The 16,347-nt window shown below is 65.9% G+C and carries 16 protein-coding genes; all 16 read right to left on the reverse strand.

What is annotated here, in order from left to right:
- Positions 1-26: 26 nt before the first annotated feature.
- On the reverse strand, positions 27-215 hold the full coding sequence (locus V3596_RS03660) for a DUF2065 domain-containing protein (RefSeq protein ID WP_334276484.1): 189 nt from the start codon (positions 213-215) through the stop codon (positions 27-29).
- A gap of 18 nt (positions 216-233) precedes the next feature.
- On the reverse strand, positions 234-1,133 hold the full coding sequence (gene hflC, locus V3596_RS03665; RefSeq protein ID WP_334276235.1) for a protease modulator HflC: 900 nt from the start codon (positions 1,131-1,133) through the stop codon (positions 234-236).
- 17 nt (positions 1,134-1,150) lie between these two features.
- Positions 1,151-2,425: an FtsH protease activity modulator HflK gene (gene hflK, locus V3596_RS03670; RefSeq protein WP_334276236.1), complete on the reverse strand. Its 1,275-nt coding sequence runs from the start codon at positions 2,423-2,425 to the stop codon at positions 1,151-1,153.
- Entirely contained in the window at positions 2,422-3,669 is a 1,248-nt protein-coding gene (gene hflX, locus V3596_RS03675; protein ID WP_334276237.1) for a GTPase HflX, read from the reverse strand. The genes hflK and hflX overlap by 4 nt, the downstream gene beginning before the upstream one ends.
- Before the next feature lie 48 nt (positions 3,670-3,717).
- Positions 3,718-3,966, reverse strand: coding sequence for an RNA chaperone Hfq (hfq, locus tag V3596_RS03680; RefSeq protein WP_334276238.1), 249 nt, complete (start codon positions 3,964-3,966; stop codon positions 3,718-3,720).
- A gap of 85 nt (positions 3,967-4,051) precedes the next feature.
- A complete protein-coding gene (gene der, locus V3596_RS03685; protein ID WP_334276239.1) occupies positions 4,052-5,392 on the reverse strand; it encodes a ribosome biogenesis GTPase Der in 1,341 nt (446 codons plus the stop codon).
- Between the two features lie 64 nt (positions 5,393-5,456).
- Positions 5,457-6,593 (reverse strand): outer membrane protein assembly factor BamB, encoded by a 1,137-nt coding sequence (bamB, locus tag V3596_RS03690; RefSeq protein WP_334276240.1) that lies wholly within the window; start codon positions 6,591-6,593, stop codon positions 5,457-5,459.
- On the reverse strand, positions 6,590-7,258 hold the full coding sequence (locus tag V3596_RS03695) for a YfgM family protein (RefSeq protein ID WP_334276241.1): 669 nt from the start codon (positions 7,256-7,258) through the stop codon (positions 6,590-6,592). The genes bamB and V3596_RS03695 overlap by 4 nt, the downstream gene beginning before the upstream one ends.
- Before the next feature lie 37 nt (positions 7,259-7,295).
- Positions 7,296-8,606: a histidine--tRNA ligase gene (gene hisS, locus V3596_RS03700; RefSeq protein ID WP_334276242.1), complete on the reverse strand. Its 1,311-nt coding sequence runs from the start codon at positions 8,604-8,606 to the stop codon at positions 7,296-7,298.
- Positions 8,607-8,621: 15 nt separating this feature from the next.
- A complete protein-coding gene (gene ispG, locus V3596_RS03705; protein ID WP_334276243.1) occupies positions 8,622-9,908 on the reverse strand; it encodes a flavodoxin-dependent (E)-4-hydroxy-3-methylbut-2-enyl-diphosphate synthase in 1,287 nt (428 codons plus the stop codon).
- A gap of 20 nt (positions 9,909-9,928) precedes the next feature.
- Positions 9,929-10,840, reverse strand: coding sequence for a RodZ domain-containing protein (locus V3596_RS03710; protein WP_334276244.1), 912 nt, complete (start codon positions 10,838-10,840; stop codon positions 9,929-9,931).
- 10 nt (positions 10,841-10,850) lie between these two features.
- Positions 10,851-11,681: a type IV pilus biogenesis/stability protein PilW gene (gene pilW, locus V3596_RS03715; protein WP_334276246.1), complete on the reverse strand. Its 831-nt coding sequence runs from the start codon at positions 11,679-11,681 to the stop codon at positions 10,851-10,853.
- 21 nt (positions 11,682-11,702) lie between these two features.
- Positions 11,703-12,857 (reverse strand): dual-specificity RNA methyltransferase RlmN, encoded by a 1,155-nt coding sequence (rlmN, locus tag V3596_RS03720; protein ID WP_334276247.1) that lies wholly within the window; start codon positions 12,855-12,857, stop codon positions 11,703-11,705.
- 61 nt (positions 12,858-12,918) lie between these two features.
- The gene (gene ndk / locus V3596_RS03725) at positions 12,919-13,344 is read right to left on the reverse strand and encodes a nucleoside-diphosphate kinase (RefSeq protein ID WP_334276248.1); all 426 of its coding nucleotides are present in this window, start codon (positions 13,342-13,344) and stop codon (positions 12,919-12,921) included.
- 115 nt (positions 13,345-13,459) lie between these two features.
- The gene (locus tag V3596_RS03730) at positions 13,460-15,505 is read right to left on the reverse strand and encodes a pseudouridine synthase (RefSeq protein ID WP_334276249.1); all 2,046 of its coding nucleotides are present in this window, start codon (positions 15,503-15,505) and stop codon (positions 13,460-13,462) included.
- Complete coding sequence (gene scpB / locus V3596_RS03735; RefSeq protein WP_334276250.1) at positions 15,502-16,299, reverse strand: SMC-Scp complex subunit ScpB; 798 nt, start codon at positions 16,297-16,299, stop codon at positions 15,502-15,504. Before scpB ends, V3596_RS03730 begins: the two co-directional genes overlap by 4 nt.
- Positions 16,300-16,347: the final 48 nt, after the last annotated feature.

Below are 16,347 nucleotides of genomic sequence, written 5' to 3' on the forward strand. Positions count from 1 at the left end.
AATGAGCCCGTCGGTTCAGGACTGATTCAGGGCCAGCTGAAGTAAAGCAGCAGCAGCCCAGACACCATGCTGGACAGGCCGATGAAGCGGATCTGGCCATCGCTCATCGCCAGCACGCGAGAGAACACCTGGCGCCAGAGCGTGGGGCTGAGGAAGGGCAGCAAGCCCTCCACCACCAGCATCAGCGCCAGTGCGCCCCACAGCAGGTCCGAAATCGCCGGCACGAGGCTGGCTTACTTGCGAGGTGCGGCAGGCGCGGCGCCACCGGCACCGCTGCCACGCATGGCCTTGAAGAAGTCGCTGCTCGGGTCGACGACCATCACATCGGACCTGTTCTTGAAGCTGGCGCGATAGGCTTCCAGGCTGCGGTAGAACTGGGCGAAGTTCGGGTCACGGCCGAAGGATTCGGCATAGATGGCCGAGGCCTTTGCATCGCCCTCGCCCTTGAGCTTCTGCGCGTCGCGATAGGCCTCGGCCACGATCACTTCGAATTGCTTGTCGGCATCGGCCTTGATCTTTTCGCCGTCGGCCGAGCCGGTCGATCGCTGTTCGTTGGCCACGCGCTGGCGTTCCGACTTCATGCGGCTGTAGACCGAATCGGTGATGCTGCCGGAGAAATCGACGCGCTTGACGCGCACATCAACGATCTCGATACCGAACTGCTTGGCTTCGTCCTGCAGGCGCTGGCGCACGTCGGTCATGACCTTCTCGCGTTCGGTGGCAAGCATGGCACGCACGGTGCGCTTGGTCACTTCCTCGTTCAGCGCGGCCTGCACGATGGGGCTCAGGCGGTTCTCGACATTGCGGATGTCGACGCCATTGTTGCGGATGAACTGGCGCGGCTCGGAAATGCGCCACTTGACCAGCCAGTCGATCACCAGGCTCTTCTTCTCGGCCGTGAAGATGGGGCGCGACTCGGGGCTGTCCAGGGTCTGCATGCGGCGGTCCAGGAACACGACGTTCTGGAACGGCGGCGGTGCCTTGACCTTCAGTCCGGGCTCGCTGATGACTTCCTTGATTTCACCCAGCGCATAGACGACGGCGAACTGGCGCTGGTCGACGATGAACAGCGTGGAACTGGCCAGCATGAAAGCAGCCAGGGCAATGGCAACGATGGTGACGATGCGGTTCATGATTTCAACTTCCTCGCTCAGCGGCCGTCGCGGTCGCGGCTGCGCAGGCCATCGCGGGAGCGCACATCGGCGTTGCCCAGCGAAGAGACGGGTTCCGTGGACACCACCGGCTGCGGCGGGCTGGCCGTGACCGTGCCTGTGCCTTGCTGCAACAGCTTGTCCAGCGGCAGATAGAGCAGGTTCGAGCCCGAACGGCTGTCCACCATCACCTTGCTGACGTTGGAATACACCTGCTTCATCGTGTCGATGTAGAGGCGGTCGCGGGTGACTGCGGGAGCCTTCTGGTATTCGGCCAGCACGCTCTTGAAGCGCTGGGCATCGCCCTCGGCCTCAGCCACCACGCGGGCCTTGTAGGCCTCGGCTTCTTCCCGCAGGCGCGCTGCCCGGCCCTGCGCCTTGGGGATCACGTCGTTGGCGTAGGCCTGGCCTTCGTTCTTCGCACGCTCGCGGTCTGCCGTGGCCTTGAAGGCATCGTCAAATGCGGCCTGCACCTGCTCGGGCGCCTGCACCTGCTGCACATTGACGTTCTTGACGATGATGCCTGCCTTCAGGCGGTCCAGCTGAGCCTGCACCGACTTGATCAGGTCGGTGGCGATGGCGTCGCGCTGCTCGTAGAGCACCGAGTCCATGTTGCTCTTGCCGACGATTTCCCGCACCGCCGATTCGGCTGCCTGGATCACGGCGGCCTCGGGGTTGGCGTTCTCGAAGAGAAACTCGCGGGCGTCCTTCAAGAGGTACTGCACCGTAAAACGGATGTCGACGATGTTCTCGTCCTGCGTCAGCATGGACGAATCGCGCAGACCGGTCGCGGCGACCACGCCGCTGCGGCCCACCTCGACCGAACGCAATTGCGTCACGGCCACTGTCTCGTGCGCCTGGATCGGATACGGCAGGCGCCATTGCCAGCCGGCACCGACAGACTTGCTGTACTTGCCGAAAGTCGTGACCACGGCCTGCTGGCCTTCCTGGACGATGAACAGGCCGCTGCCCAGCCAGGCAAGCGCAACAACGCCCGCGATCAGGCCGGCGCCGATGCCGGCGCTCTTCATGTCGGGCTGGAAGTTGTTGTTGTTGCCGCCGTTGCCGCCGTCATTGCCGGAGCCGCGCTTTTGCCCGCCGAACATGCCCGAAAGCTTGCGGTTGAAGTCGCGCCAGAGTTCGTCCAGGTCCGGCGGCCCGTCGTTGCGGCCATTGTTCAGCAGGCGGCCAGCCTGCGAGCGCAGCGCCTGCCCCGCTCGTGCAATCAATCCGCTCTCAGCCGGGCGGTCCGCATTCGGCCCAATGGTGTTCATGCTCTTGCCTGTTGTTCAGTGGAAGGCGCCAAGTCGGCCGCCGCATCTTCTGGATCTTCGGCCCCATCAGTTGGGGCCAGGTCGTGCAGATTCAAGCCGACATTCTGCCCGCGCATTGCCTCGACAATCTGTGCGCGCAGCACATCGAGTCCGGTGCCGTCCAGCGCGCTCACGAACACGCGGGGCGTACGTACGCCGCCATCGCGCTCGATCCAGTCTTGCGGGGCTCTCGGCCGCTGGCTTTCCTCAAGCATGTCCTGCTTGTTGTAGACCAGGATCTGGGGAATGTCGGCCGCGCCGATTTCGGCCAGCACCTTCTCGACCTCCGCGAGCTGCTCGTCCAGCACCGGGCTGGCGGCGTCGATCACATGCAGCAGCAGGTCGGCGTCGGCCGCCTCCTGCAGCGTGGCGCGGAAGGCCTCGACCAGCTTGTGAGGCAGGTCGCGGATGAAACCGACGGTGTCGGAGAGCGAAACGCTGGCGCCGGCCTGCTCGAGATAGAGCGAGCGCGTCGTCGTGTCCAGCGTCGCGAACAGCTTGTCGGCCGCATAGGTGCGCGCCTTGACCAGCGAGTTGAACAGTGTGCTCTTGCCGGCATTGGTGTAGCCGACCAGGGAGACGCGGAACACGCCGTTGCGCTGGCGAGCGCGCTGCTGGGTGCTGCGCTGGCGCTGCACCTTCTTCAGCCGCTCCTTGGTGGCCTTGATGCGGTCGTCGATCATGCGACGGTCCAGCTCGATCTGGGCTTCGCCCGGGCCGCCGCGCATGCCGATGCCGCCGCTCTGACGCTCCAGGTGGCTCCAGCGGCGCACCAGGCGCGTGGCCAGGTATTGCAGGCGCGCCAGCTCAACTTGCAGCTTGCCCTCGAAGCTCTGCGCACGGGCGGCAAAGATCTCCAGGATCAGAGCGGTGCGGTCGGCCACGGGCACGCCCAGGACGCGCTCCAGATTGCGCTGCTGGGCCGGCGAAATCGCCTGATCGAACAGCACGGTGTGGGCCTCATGGGCCTGCACCAGCAGCTTGATTTCGTCGGCCTTGCCCGAGCCGACGAAGAGCGCGGCATCGGGCGCCTTGCGGCGGGCAATGACACGGGCCACTGGCGTGTCGCCGGCCGACTCGGCCAGCAAGGCCAGCTCGTCCAGCGTCGCGTCGAAGGAGGCGTCTCGACCAAAATCGACGCCCACGAGAATGGCGCGCGCCGCCTCGGAGGGCGGCGTCGCGACAGAGTTTGTAGAGGAACTCAAGGTGTTGCTTGTTGGGCTGGCTTCAGCCCGCAGACCGGATCAGACCGGTCAGGCGGGCGTCTCGCCCGGGCCGTCGTTGGCGTGGAAATTGACCGCACGGCCCGGCACCACGGTGGAAATCGCGTGCTTGTAGACCATTTGGGTCACGGTGTTGCGAAGCAGGACCACGTACTGATCGAAGGACTCGATATGGCCTTGCAGCTTGATACCGTTGACCAGATAGATCGAAACGGGCACATGCTCTTTGCGCAGCAGATTCAGGAATGGGTCTTGCAAGAGTTGGCCTTTGTTGCTCACGATATGCTCCGTGATGTGGGGAGTGGGAAGAGCGTCCACCTTAACACAGGGTGCTGAATGGGCGCTGAAAGTCTCGGTAAGAACCCTAGTCGCCCTTTTCGTCGAAAGGATTCTTCGACGACCGCAACTCGATCTTCAGCGGCGTACCGACCAGCTTGTAGTGGTCGCGGATGCGGCCTTCCAGGTAGCGCTTGTAGACATCGGTGATGCCTTCCAGCGAATTGCCGTGGATGACCACGATGGGCGGGTTCATGCCGCCCTGGTGCGCATAGCGCATCTTGGGGCGGAAGGCGCCGATGCGCTTGGGGGTCTGGTGCTGCGTGGCTTCCTGGATCAGGCGGGTCAGCACCGGCGTGGTCATCTTCTTGAAGGCCGAACTGTAGGCCGAAGCCAGCGCGTCCCACAAAGGCCCCAGGCCCTGGCGCTTCAAGGCCGAGATGTTCAGGATGGGCGCGAACTTCAGGAAAGCCAGGCGCTGCTCGATCGAGCGCTGCAGTTGCTCGCGCTGGTAGCTGTCGATGGCATCCCATTTGTTGACGGCAATGACCACGGCGCGGCCACTGTCCAGCACATAGCCGGCAATGTGCGCATCCTGCTCCGAGACGCCTTGCGTCGCGTCGACCAGCAGCAGCACCACGTTTGCATCACTGATCGCCTGCAGCGTCTTGACCACCGAGAACTTCTCGATGGCTTCGAAGACCTTGCCCTTGCGGCGCAGGCCGGCGGTGTCGATCAGCTTGAACTTCTGGCCATGGCGCTCGAAATCGACGGCAATCGCGTCGCGAGTCGTGCCCGGCATGTCGAAGGCAACGAGGCGCTCTTCACCCAGCCAGGTGTTGATCAGCGTACTCTTGCCCACGTTCGGGCGGCCAGCCACGGCGAGGCGGATCACGCCGTCTTCCTGCGGGCCCGCGCCGAATTCTTCCTCGGTCTTGTCGAACGGCTCCAGCGCCGCTTCCAGCAGGCTGCGGATGCCCTGGCCATGGGCCGAGGAAATCGGATGCGGCTCGCCCAGACCCAGCTCATGAAACTCGCCCAGCAGCGGGGAGTCGCTCATGCCTTCGGCCTTGTTGACCGCCAGCAGGATGCGCTTGTTGGCGGTGCGCAGGTAGCGCGCGATGTCCTGGTCCTGCGCCGAGAGGCCAAGGCGGATATCGACAACGAACACCACCACGTCCGCTTCGGCCACGGCCTGGCGGGTCTGCTTGGCCATTTCCTTGACGATGCCCGTGGTGCTGTCGGGTTCGAAGCCGCCGGTATCGACGACGATGAAATCGCGGTCGCCCAGGCGGCCATCACCGTAGTGACGGTCGCGGGTCAGGCCGGCGAAGTCCGCGACGATGGCGTCGCGCGTCTTGGTCAGGCGGTTGAAGAGCGTGGACTTGCCGACATTGGGTCGGCCCACCAGGGCAATAACGGGCTTCATGCGCGGGCAATCCTTCTTGTTGTTGTTCTCGCGTTGTTTAAACTTCGGCGCGCAAAAGACCCGCTCAGTTCAGCTTGAAGCCGAACACGCCGCCCTTGGCGGTGACGACGACGATCAGGCCCGCCACGGCCTGCGGCGCGGCCACCACGGCCGAACCGTCGGTCTCCAGGCGCAATTGGGTCTTGCCGGTTTCACGCGAGAGGAAATGCACATAGCCTTCACCATCGCCGAAAACGGCGACCTTGCCTGTCAGGAGCGGCGCGCCGAGCTTGCGGCCCTGCAACTGGTCGGCCGACCAGGCCACGTCGCCATTGGCAGTCTTCCAGGCGGTGATGCGGTCCGACACATCGGCACCGACCAACAGATCGCCGTCGGCTGACACACCCACTTGGCCCGCATTGTTGCGGCTCCAGATGGCGGTGCCGCGCTCGGCATTGATGCAACCCACGGCGACCTGGAAAGCACGGGCGCAGAGCATCTCGCCGCTGCGCGCCAGCGGCGCGACCAGGTCTGCAAGGCGCTCGACTTCGTTCGTGCCGCGCGGATTGGCCACGCTGGCCTCCCAGCGGAGCTGACCACTCAGCGGGTCGACGCCGGCAAGGCGCGGGCCCTGCCCCACCACCAGCGTGTCCTTGTAGGCGTTGATCACACCGGCCTGGTTCAGCGTCAACGGCTCACCCGGGCGGCGCAATTCCCACAGCTTGCGGCCATCGATGGCGTCGTAGGCCAGCACCTGGCGGTCCACGGTCAGCACGAAGACGCGCTCACCAGCAACCAACGGCGCGGTCTTCACCGGCGTGGTGAGCTGCTTGCTCCACAACTTCTTGCCCGCATCGAACGCCACGAGTTCGTTGTCTGCGCTCACTGCAGCGGCATAGCGGCCGTCGCTGCCCACGGCAGCGGAAAGCTTGCCCTTGAGCTCGCCGCGCCAGAGCTGTTTGCCGTCTGCAGCATTGAGTGCCTGCAGCACGCCGTCGCTGTCGGCCACGACGATGCGATCGCCGGCCACGGCAACATTCAGCGGGAACTTGATGCTGTCGACACGGATGTTCCAGGCCGAGCGGCCGCTCAGGCTGGCCGTGTAGGTTTCCAGCGGCGCCTTCTTGGCGGGCATCACCCAGTCATAGACCGCGCAACCTGACAGCAGCGCGGCCAGGCCGGCGGCGATCAGGCTGCGCGACGCGTGGCGGCTGCCGCTCATTGCTTCACCTCGGCCTTCACTTCGGGCTCGACCGGGGCAGCGCCCAGGCTGGTCAGCTTGGCATCCACGATCTTGCGGTAGTCCAGCTGCTTGTCCAGGCCCGCATAGGCCTTGGCGAATTCGGCCTTGGCCACATCGGGCTTGCCCTGCAGCAGCGCGATGTCACCGCGGCGATCGGCCACCAGGGCGGCGTAGTCGGGCGAGCTGATGCCGTCCAGCGTCTTGCTGGCACCGTCATAGTCCTTGGCATCAATCAGCAGGCCGGCCAGGCGCAGCTTGGCAACCTCGCGGTACTCTGCGCCGCTCTCGGCCACCCAGCTCAAGCTGGCCTTGGCATTGTCGACCTGGCCCTTGTCGAACTGCATCTTGGCCGCCAGCAGCGCACCTTGCGCCGCATAGGTGGTACGCGGAAAGCGTTCCTTCAGGTCGGCAAAGGCGCGCGCCGCCTTGTCGGCATCACCGGCCTTCTCCGCGCTTTCCAGCGCGTCGTAGAGCGCCGTGGCCTTGGCGGCCTGCTCACGCTGCCACCAGCCCCAGCCGGTCCAGGCGGCGAAGCCAAGCAGGGCCAGCGTGATCACCCAGGTGATCAGGTTGCCGTACTTGTTCCAGAAAGCCTTCAGCTGGTCCAGCTGTTCTTGTTCTTCGAGGTCGAGATGCGAAGCCATGGGAGATACCAGGGAGAGGAAAGGGAAAGAGCCGCGATTATGCGCGGAGGAGTTCGGTCGCCCACTCGGCGACCGCCGCCAGGCTGCGGGTGTACTGTGCAGCGCCCTCGCTGCGCAGCGGCTTGACGGCCACCTCGCCGCGAGCGAGCTCGTCGGGCCCGAAAACCAGGGCAAAGGCCGCGCCGCTGGCATCGGCCTTCTTGAATTGCGACTTCATGCTCGATTGGCCCGGGTGCAGCACGACGGCCACGCCGGCCTCGCGCAAGCCTTCCAGTGCCACCATGACCTGGGGCAACTGCTCGGCGCTGGGCACGATGGCATAGGCATCAGGCACCGGCGCGGCGGGTGCCACGCCCACTTCTTCCAGCAGAAGCAGCATGCGCTCCATGCCCATGCCGAAGCCGACCGCCGGCGCGGGCTTGCCGCCCAATTGCTCGATCAGACCGTCATAGCGGCCGCCGCCACAAACGGTGCCCTGGGAGCCGAGCTTCTCGGTGATCCACTCGAACACGGTGAGGTTGTAGTAGTCCAGGCCGCGCACCAGTCGCGGGTTGATCGTGTACTTGATGCCAGCGGCGTCCAGAATCGCACGCACGCCATTGAAGTGCGCCAGCGAAGCATCGCCCAGGAAGTCCAGCAGCTTGGGTGCCGCATTGGCCATCTCCTGCAGCGCAGGGTTCTTGGTGTCCAGCACGCGCAGCGGGTTGGTGTGCATGCGGCGCTGGCTGTCTTCGTCCAGCAGGTCCTTGTGCGCTTCCAAGTGCGCGATCAGCGCTTCACGGTGAGCCGCGCGCTCGGGCTTCTCGCCCAGGCAGTTCAACTCGAGGCGGAAATGCTCGCCCTCTTTCAGGCCCAGTTCGCGCAGCAGGCGGCTGCCCATCAGGATGACCTCGGCGTCCACGTCCGGGCCGGCAAAGCCCAGGGCCTCGACACCCATCTGGTGGAACTGGCGGTAGCGGCCCTTCTGCGGCTTCTCGCGGCGGAACATCGGGCCGAAGTAGTACAGCCGGCGGCCGGAGTCGCGCAGGAAGGAATGTTCGGTCATGGCGCGCACCACGCCAGCCGTCATCTCGGGGCGCAAGGCCAGATGCTCGGCCTGGCCATGCTTGTCGGCGCGGTCTTCGAAGGCGTACATCTCCTTCTCGACAATGTCGGTCACCTCGCCGATGCCACGCACGAACAGCGCAGTGGGTTCGACGATGGGCGTACGAACGTTCTGGTAGCCATAGCGCTGCAGCACGCTGCGCATCTTGGCTTCCAGCCACTCCCAGCGCGCCGAGTCCGGCGGCAGGATGTCGTTCATGCCCTTCACAGCCTGTAGAGGCTGCATCTTCTTCGCATCAGTCATGGATGGATTTTCGCTTCAGGCCGCCAAGGTGCCGAAGCGCTTCTCGATGTAGTTCTCGACCAGCGCATGGAACTCGCCAGCGATGTTCTCGCCGCGCAGCGTCAGCGCCTTCTGGCCGTCGATGAAAACCGGGGCGGCCGGCGCTTCGCCGGTGCCAGGCAGGCTGATGCCAATGTCGGCATGCTTGCTCTCGCCCGGGCCGTTCACGATGCAGCCCATCACGGCCACCTTCATGTTCTCGACGCCCGGGTACTTCTTGCGCCAGACCGGCATCTGCTCGCGCAGGAAATCGTCGATCTGCTTGGCCAGTTCCTGGAAAGTGGTGCTGGTGGTGCGGCCACAGCCGGGGCAGGCAGTGACGCTTGGGTTGAAGGCGCGCAGACCCAGCGATTGCAGGATCTCCGAAGCCACCACCACTTCTTGTGTGCGCGCCTCGCCGGGCTGCGGCGTCAGGGACACCCGAATCGTGTCGCCGATGCCTTCCTGCAGCAGCACGGCCAGCGCGGCGCTCGAGGCCACCGTGCCCTTGGTGCCCATGCCCGCTTCGGTCAGGCCCAGGTGCAAGGCATAGTCGCAGCGCGCGCTCAGGGCCCGATAGACCGAGATCAGGTCCTGCACGCCGCTGACCTTGCAGCTGATGATGATGTTGTCCGGGTTCAGGCCGAGCTCGCGGGCATAGCCGGCCGAGGTCAGCGCCGACTGGATGAGCGCCTGGTACATCACCTGCTTGCCGTCCCAGGGCTCGACGCGCAGGGCGTTCTCGTCCATCATGGACGCGAGCAGCTCCTGGTCCAGGCTGCCCCAGTTGACGCCGATGCGCACGACCTTGTCGTAGTTCATCGCCGCCTCGATCATCATGGCGAATTGGCGGTCTTTCTTGTCGCCCTTGCCCACGTTGCCGGGGTTGATGCGGTACTTGGACAAGGCCTGGGCCATGGCCGGATGCTCGGTGAGCAGGCGATGGCCGTTGTAGTGGAAGTCGCCGACCAGGGGCACGTCGACGCCCATGCGGTCCAGCTGTTCGCGGATATGCGGTACGGCATCCGCCGCCTCGGGCGTGTTGACCGTGATGCGCACCATCTCGGAGCCGGCAATGGCCAGCTCCTTGACCTGGATGGCGGTGCCGATCACGTCCACGGTGTCGGTGTTGGTCATCGATTGCACACGCACCGGGGCATCGCCGCCGACCGTTACCAGGCGGCTGCCCCATTTCACTTGGGCCTGGCGCGTCAGGCGGCGGCCGGCTTGGGCGGCGGCAATGGCTTCTTCCAGGGGGCGCAGCGACGCGGCGTTCTCACTCATCTCGACAACCTAGCAAGCAATCAGTTCAGTTCCAGCCGCGCGACATTGTTCGTGGCCTGCGACAGGTCCACCGCCGAGCCACGCAGGCTCACCGTGGTACCTGCCACATTGCCGATGCGCAGCTTGATCGGGGTCTGCACCGCCAGGTCAGCCACTTCATCGCGGCGCAGCAGCCTGGACAGCAAGACCTGGCCCTTGGCATCGACCACTTCGACCCAGGAATCGGCACTGGTCTTGATTTGCAGCGGGACGGCGCCTGCGGCAACCGGCACTTGCGATACTGGGGCCTGCGTCTGGACCGGCGTGGTCGTCGGCAGCGCTGGCGCGGCCGATGGCGCATCAAGCTTGGCTTGTGCTGCCGGCTCGGAGGCGGCGCTCACCTGCGGCGCAGGCTGCAGCGGCACGGCCGAAGCGGTCTCTACATTCAGGACCGGCGCGGAAGCCGCCTGATCGGGCGCCACGGCCTCGGTAGCCGCCGGGCTCTTGAACTGGTCCAGCCAGTTCGCCGGCAGGAAATAGACAGCGGCGGCGGCGGCCAGCAGCAACAGCGGCACCAACAGCACGGGGCGCTTCAAGACATCCAGGCTCAAGGCCTCGTCCCGCGTGGCGCGCTCACGGAAAGGCTGGTTGAGCCCGCGCGAAACACGCTCCAGCTCGGGGTCCTGCACGCGCGGCAGCAAGGCCAGCACGGTGGCCGGATCGACCTTCAGGGCCCGGCACATGGCCAAAGCCAGCGCACGCACAAAGGTCGGGTCGGGCAGATCCTGGAAACGATCGGTCTCGATCGCCTCCAGCTTGGCCAGCGGCACCTTCAGGGTGGCGGCCAGCACGGCGATGTGCATGCCCTGGGCCTGGCGCACCTGGCGCAGCCAGGCGCCCGCGGTGCGCGGCGCGACGGCAGCGGCCGGCGCCTCGCCAACGGTCGACTCCATGCGTTCACCCTCAGTCATCGAAACGTCCATTGTCCAGTGCCGTTGCTTCGGGAGATTGCGGGAAACGCTTGCGCAATTCCTGGCCCAGCTCGGCCACAGCGGTGGAATTGCTCAGGCGCCTTTCGATGCGCAGCGCCAGCCAGAGGCTTTGCGAATTGCTTTGCTCGGGGTTGGCATTGACGCGCTTGACGTAGAAGCGCGCGCGCTCGGCCTGGCCATTGCGCAAGAGCACTTCGGCCAGGTTGATGGCCGTGGCAGGGTTGGACGGGTCGAGCTCGAAGGCCTTCAAGAGGCTGCGCTCGGCCTCGGCCGTCTGCTGGGCACGTGCTTCGCACACACCCTTGACCAGCCAGGTGCGTGCCGGGCCGCGGTACTGCGGCTGGGCCAATGCCTGCTCGAACTGCGTCGTGGCCTCGCCCCAGCGCTTGAGCTGGCACAGGAACCAGCCATAGTTGTGCAGGGTGTCGGGGTCGCGCGGGGCGAGTGTCAAGGAACGCTTGAAGCTGTCGTCCGCCAAGCCTGTTTCGCCCAGCGCCGCGTAGATCAGTGCGCGCAGCGTCAGCGCTTCCGGCATGTCGGGCTTGAGCGCCAGCACCTGCTTGACCTCGTTCAAGGCCGTGGCGTACTGGCCGCCGGCAAAATAGCCCGAGGCCAGCTCCATGCGCACGCCGGCGCGGCGGTCAAGATCGGTGCGGTCGAAGTCGGTTCGCGGCACATTGCCGCTGCCGCCGGTCGGGGCATTGCTGCCTCCGCCCTGTTGCGGGCCCGCGCAGCCCATCACCAGACCGGTCAGCGCGACTGCGCAGGCGGCACGAATCAGCTTGTCGAGGTGCTTGTTCATAGGCGCGGATGGTAGGCGCAATCAGCCTTGGGCCGAACCCGGTTTACCCGATTTCACAAAATGAACCTGCACCGGCGCGCGCACCATGCGCACATGGACCTTGGTCCGGTCCTGCACTTCGCCGGCCAACTGGCCGCAGGCGGCGTCGATATCGTCGCCGCGGGTCTTGCGCACCGTGGTGATCAGGCCGGCCTGGATCAAGATGTCGGCAAAGGCCTTCACGCGCTCGTTGGAGCTGCGCTTCAGACCCGAGGCCGGGAAGGGATTGAAGGGAATCAGATTGATCTTGCAGGACACCTTGCCTCGCACCAGCTCCACCAGCTCACGGGCGGCCTCGGGCGTGTCGTTCACGCCGTCCAGCATGCAGTACTCGAAGGTAATGAAGTCGCGCGGCGCCTTGTCCAGATAGCTGTTGCAGGAAGCCAGCAGCTCGGCAATCGGGTACTTCTTGTTCAGCGGCACCAATTGGTCGCGCAGCGGGTTGTTCGGCGCATGCAGGCTCACGGCCAGTGCCACCGGGCAGTCTTCGCGCAGGCGCTCGATCATCGGCACTACGCCGGAAGTCGACACCGTGACGCGCCGGCGCGAGAGGCCATAGCCGTGGTCGTCCAGCATGGTGCGCAGCGAGGGCACCAGGGCGCTGTAGTTCTGCAGCGGCTCGCCCATGCCCATCATCACCACATTGCTGATCACGCGCTCCTCGGTGCCCAGGCGTTTGCGCAGGCTGTGCTCGGCGAACCAGAGCTGGGCGGTGATCTCGCCGGTATCGAGATTGCGGCTGAAGCCCTGGTGGCCGGTCGAGCAGAAACGGCAGCCCACCGCGCAGCCGGCCTGGCTGGAAATGCACAGCGTGCCGCGATCGTCTTCTGGGATGAAAACGGCCTCGACGGCATTGCCGGCGCCGACGTCAAACAGCCACTTGACCGTGCCGTCGGAGGAAAGATGTTCTGAAATGACCGGCAACGCAGCGATGTGCGCTCGGGTGGCCAGCTTGTCGCGCAGCGACTTGGCCAGGTCGGTCATCTGAGCAAAGTCAGATGCGCCCTTCTGATGGATCCAGCGGAAGAGCTGGGTGGCGCGGAAGCGCTTTTCATCCAGCTGCTCGCAAAACGCGGCCAGTCCGTCGAGATCGAACCCGAGCAGGTTCGTTGTTTCGGGCAGCGTGACCGCGTTCATTTGTGTTGCCTCTTGCTAACGGGCCTCAAGGCCAGGGCACAAGAGGCAGGGGGCCGTTGAATTAACGGCTGTAGACATTCATGCCGGGGAAGAAGAAGGCAATTTCTTGCGCTGCCGTTTCAGCGGCGTCCGAGCCGTGAACGGCATTGGCGTCGATGCTGTCGGCGAAGTCGGCGCGGATCGTGCCCTTCTCGGCCTTCTTCGGGTCCGTGGCGCCCATCAGGTCACGGTTCTTCAGGATGGCGCCTTCGCCTTCCAGCGCCTGGATCATCACCGGGCCGGAGACCATGAAGGAGACCAGGTCCTTGAAGAAAGGACGGGCAGCGTGCACGGCGTAGAAAGCTTCGGCTTCGCCTTGCGACAGGTGGACCATCTTGGCAGCGACGACCTTCAGGCCGGCAGCTTCAAAACGGGCGTAGATCTGGCCGATGACGTTCTTGGCCACGGCATCGGGCTTGATGATGGAAAGGGTGCGTTCGATAGCCATGGTTTTCTCCTGGAATTGGGGGCTGTGCAAAGCCTTCGATTGTACCGTGTCAGGGTGATCCTCTGTTGACAGAAGCCTCACCCCCGCCTAACGAATGGGCAATTGATGGGGCAAATCAGCGCTTGCGGCCACCGAAATTGCCGCCACCGCCGGAGCGACCACCGCCGCCACCGCCGCCGCTTCGGCCGCCGCCACCGCTGCGGCCACCACCGCCACCACCACCTCGGCCGCCACGGCGCAGGAACGCGTCGCCGCCGATATAGCCGACCGAGGTCTGCATCGGATCCGGTTCGCGCGGGCCATCACCCTTGCCACGGCCACGATTGCCCTCATGGCGGTCCGGCGCGCTGCCGCCGGCACCAAAGCCTTGCGGAATGCGCTTGCTGCCGGTGGCGAAGCGACGGTCGAAGGTCTGTTCCAGCGGGTTGATGTTGCGCGGCACGAAGTCGTCATCGTCCTCGTTGTGATCACGCGGTGCACGCTCTTCGAAGCGCTGCTCGGGCTGGCGCTGCGAAGGCTCGGGACGGCTCGGGCGCGGGCCCACGCCTGCCTGGCGACCATCGGCGCGGCGGTTGTTGTTGCCGCGCTGCTTCGGGTCGTTGCCACGCAGCGGCGGCTTGCCGCCTTGTTCAGCACGGTCGCCGCGCTGCTGATCATTGCGGTCACCGCGTTCCTGGCGCACATGACCAGCCAGGCGACGGATGACGCGCACATCGTCGTCACCCAGCTCCACCCAGACGCCACGCTTCAGGCCGCGCGGCAACACCACGGTGCCGTAGCGAATGCGCATCAGGCGGCTGACTGCCAGGCCCACCTTGTCGAAGAGCTTGCGCACTTCGCGGTTGCGGCCTTCGGTGATGACAACGCGGTACCAGTGGTTGACGCCTTCGCCACCACCGTCCTCAATGCTCTTGAACTGGGCCTTCTGGCCTTCGATGTCGACACCTTCAAGCAGGCGCGCCTTCTGCTCGGGCGTCAGCGTGCCCAGCACGCGCACGGCGTACTCACGCTCGACGCCGAAGCGCGGATGCATCAGCTGATTGGCCAGTTCGCCGCTGTTCGTGAACAGCAGCAGGCCTTCGGTATTCAGGTCCAGGCGGCCAACCGACTGCCACTTGCCCTGCTGCAGGCGCGGCAGGCGGCGGAACACGGTGGGGCGGCCTTCCGGGTCGTTGAAGGTGACGACTTCGCCAACCGGCTTGTGATAGGCCAGGATGCGCGGCGCCGGCGGCGTGATGCGGATGCGGATCTGCTTGCCGGCGACGCTGACACGGTCACCGAAGGAAATGCGCTGGCCGATGTGGGCCACTTCGCCGTTCACCTCGATCTTGCCTTCGGCAATCATGTCCTCGATGTCGCGGCGCGAACCGACACCGGCTTGCGCCAGCACCTTTTGCAGCTTCGGTGCGTCGGGGTCGGCGGCCAGCACGCGCTTGTTGTCAGGAACTTCTTCGCCCTCGGCCAGTTCGGGCGGCTCTTCGCCAGCGTCATAGGTGCCGGCCAGCACTTCGGCGAACAGCTCGCCAGCAGCGGCGGCCACTTCAGGCTCGACAGCCACGGCCATCTCGACCGCCTCGAAAGTGCGCTGGCCGCCTCGGCCACCCTCAGCACCTTCGGCGCCCTGCTGGCCCTCCACGGCATCACCCCCCTCGCCACGACCCTTGCGGCCGCGGCGGCGATTGCGGCCTCGGCCGCCACGGTCGTCGCCAAACTCATTGGCCTCGCCTTCGCCTTCATCGGCACCACCGGCACGAACGGGCTCGCCACCCTCGCTCGGCGCAGGGGCCGGCGGCGGGGCTTCGGGTTCAGGCGGGGCCGGCGCTGGCGGCGGCGCTTCAGGCGCTTCACCCGTCACGGCTTCGGCTGCGGGAGCTGCCGCCTTGCGCGGGGCGCGACGCTTGGGCGCCGGGGCTTCTTCGGTCACGGCGGCAACTGGCGCTTCAGCCGCTTCAGCCGCTTCAGCAGCTTCAGCCGCCTTCGCAGCAGCCGTCTTGCGCGGTGCGCGCGGCTTCACCGGTTTGGCTTCAGCGGCAGGCGCCTCGGCGGCTTCGCTAACAGGCGCAGCGGCCTTGGCCGGACTGCGGCGTCGCTTGGGAGCGGCCTCTTCGGGCGCGGCATCGCCAGCGGGCAGGTCGGCGGATTTGAGGTTGTCTTTGTTCATGCGTCAGCTTGCGCCGCGTTGGCGTCGTCAGACTCAGGGGCCGGCGAAGCCGGCGGTGGCAGAGCGTCGTCGCTGGGCGACGGCGCATCGGAAGAAGAATCAGTTTCAGTCTCGGCGGCCGGTTCGGCTGCCGATTCAGTCTCGGCGGCCGGTTCGGCTGCCCTCTCAAGTTCAGCGGCCGGCTCAGTTGCAGGCTCAGGTTCAGCGGCCGGTTCCGCAGCCACCTCGTCCAGCAGGGACGCCTGCATCTCCGGCGGCAGCTCCAGGCCAGCCAGGGGCTGACCACCCGCTTCCAGTGCTGGCAACTGCTCCAGACTGGACAGGCCCAGGTCGTCCAGGAACTGCCGCGTGGTGGCGTACAGCGCCGGGCGGCCCGGCGCTTCGCGGTGACCGATGGCATCGATCCAGCCGCGGTCTTCCAGCTGCTTGACGATCTGGCTGGAGACCACGACGCCGCGGATGTCCTCGATATCGCCGCGGGTCACCGGTTGCCGGTAGGCAATGATGGCCAGCGTCTCGAGCACGGCGCGCGAGTAGCGCTGCGGCTTCTCCGGGTGCAGGCGGTCCAGATATTCGCGCAGCTCGGGGCGGCTCTGGAAGCGCCAGCCACTGGCCACCGGCACCAGCTCGACGCCGCGACCTTCCCAGTCGCGCACCAGTTCATCGAGCAGGCTGCGCAGGGTGTCGGCGCCGAGTTCATCGGCGAACAGCGTTCGCAGCTCGCGCAGGGTCAGGGGCTGCTGGGCGCAAATCAGCGCGGTCTCGAGGACGCGCTTTGCATCCTGTGTATTCATTGACTCTCGTCAGCGTTCCCGTTGTTTGACGACGGTGGGCCCGCCGGT

Source organism: Roseateles microcysteis, assembly GCF_036880965.1.
In the GTDB taxonomy this organism is placed as follows: Bacteria; Pseudomonadota; Gammaproteobacteria; order Burkholderiales; family Burkholderiaceae_C; genus JAUASW01.